The following is a 425-nucleotide window of genomic DNA, read 5'->3' as shown; positions in this document are numbered from 1 at the left end:
TTTGATCCGTTGGGGTTGCGGGGTTCGTCGACTGGTGTGTTTGCGGGGGTGATGTATCACGATTATTTGGGTTCGGGTTCGACGGGTTCGGTGGTGTCGGGTCGGGTGGCGTATGCGTTGGGGTTGGAGGGTCCGGCGGTGTCGGTGGATACGGCGTGTTCGTCGTCGTTGGTGGCGGTGCATTGGGCGGTGCGGGGGTTGTTGGCGGGGGATTGTTCGTTGGCGTTGGCGGGTGGGGTGACGGTGATGGCGACGCCGGAGACGTTTGTGGAGTTTTCGCGTCAGGGTGGGTTGGCCGCCGATGGTCGGTGTAAGTCGTTTGCGGGTGCGGCGGATGGTACGGGTTGGTCGGAGGGTGTGGGGGTGTTGGTGTTGGAGCGGTTGTCGGATGCGGTGGCGGCGGGGCGTCGGGTGTGGGCGGTGGT

General features: G+C 64.9%; 1 protein-coding gene. It reads left to right on the top strand.

Features of this window, described 5'->3' with window-relative positions; genetic code table 11:
- The coding region (locus AC507J_RS32355) for a beta-ketoacyl synthase N-terminal-like domain-containing protein (RefSeq protein WP_496294374.1) at positions 1-425 on the top strand (425 nt) is incomplete at both ends.

The organism is Micromonospora sp. PRAS1, assembly GCF_059553435.1.
The sequence above is the reverse complement of the archived record's forward strand: the minus strand, read 5'-3'. Positions and strand labels throughout refer to the sequence as shown.